Raw genomic sequence first — 1,524 nt, forward strand, 5'->3', positions numbered from 1 at the left:
TTGCTCCGGTCTCTGCAGCAATTCGCTGTAAGCTTGCAGTCACTTCTTGACTAACGCCAAAAGTAACATCATCCCCTTCAAAGCTCTGCACCGCCGGGCGCGCATAATCCGTCGGCAGCTCCAGTATCGGGATGTCGCCCGCAAACGTCTCCAACCAGAACGCTTCCTGTTTCCGCATCGTCTCGCTTTGAGTCAGTGACTGCTGCCACGCTGCATAATCTTTGTATTGAATGCGCAGCTCCGGCAAGCTTTCCCCTTCATACAAACGCGCAAATTCCTGAACAAGCACATTCATCGAGACTCCGTCGGAAACAATATGATGCATATCAAACAGGAGCAGTTGACGGTTCTCCTCCACTTCGATCATTCCTACACGCAATAGCGGCGCTTGCTCCAAATCAAACGGACGCACGAACGCCTCCACCTGCTTGGCTATTTCCACTTCCGCCATTTCTGCGATACGTTCCTTCTCCGACGTATCCCCGGCTCCCTGTGGGATCGCTGCCTTAAACAGCTGCGTCAGACGCTTCCTCTCAATCGCGAAAGGCACCTGACTGTGCACGCGCTGCACCGGCTCTCCATCCACCATCTCAAACGAGGTGCGCAGCGATTCATGGCGCGCAATCAATGTGCGAAACGCCTGCTCTAACCGCTCCGCAGCGAGCGGCCCTTCTACCGCATATACCCCCGGCATGTTATACCCGAGCCCTGTACTTTCCAATTGGTTCAGGATGTACATCCTTTTTTGCGCCGAAGAAACGGGATAATATGCTCTCTGCTCTGCCTGCTCAATCGAAACATATAATTGTTGCCTCGCAACAGCAGCCGCTTGCGCCAACTGTTCCAAGGTCGGCATTTGGAAAATGGTGCGCAAAGATACGTCTATATCTAGTTCTTTATGCATTCTGGAAACAAGCATCGTCGCTTTTATTGAATGACCTCCGAGATCGAAGAAATTATCTTTTACCCCGACCCGCTCAATACCTAGCACGCGCTGCCACAAATTTGCCAGTTTCGCCTCCAACTCTGTCCGTGGCGCAACATATTCCGCTCCTGTTGCAGCATGTTCTGCCAGCTCCGGAAACGCTTGGCGATCAATTTTTCCGTTTGGCGTCAACGGCATTTGTTCTAACTGCACAAAGAACTGCGGAATCATAAAGCTAGGCAGTTGCCGAACCAATAAACGGCGAAGTTCAGCTGCATCCACCGCCCCGTCTACTGTAACGTATGCGCAGAGGTACACGTCTCTTTGCGCATCTTGCCGTTCAAGGACAATGGCTTCCTTCACCGCCTCATGCCGTAGCAGGCACGCTTCAATCTCACCCAATTCAATTCGGTATCCCCGAATTTTAACTTGGTGATCAACCCGCCCCAAGTACTCCAGGTTCCCGTCTGGCAGCCATCTTCCCAAATCCCCGGTCTTATACATTTTCCGGCCAGGGAGGATTGGATTATCCACGAACCGTTCGGCCGTTAGCCCTCCTCGATTCAAATAGCCCCTGGCCAATCCGACGCCCGATACGC

General features: G+C 52.6%; 1 protein-coding gene. It reads right to left on the minus strand.

Going from position 1 to position 1,524, the window contains the following annotated elements; translation table 11 throughout:
• Positions 1-1,524, minus strand: a 1,524-nt coding sequence (locus tag AZ66_RS29060; protein WP_044358109.1) for a condensation domain-containing protein, incomplete at both ends; no start/stop codon positions are given.

Source organism: Paenibacillus sp. E194, assembly GCF_000935845.1.
Lineage (GTDB): Bacteria > Bacillota > Bacilli > Paenibacillales > Paenibacillaceae > Paenibacillus_B > Paenibacillus_B alvei_B.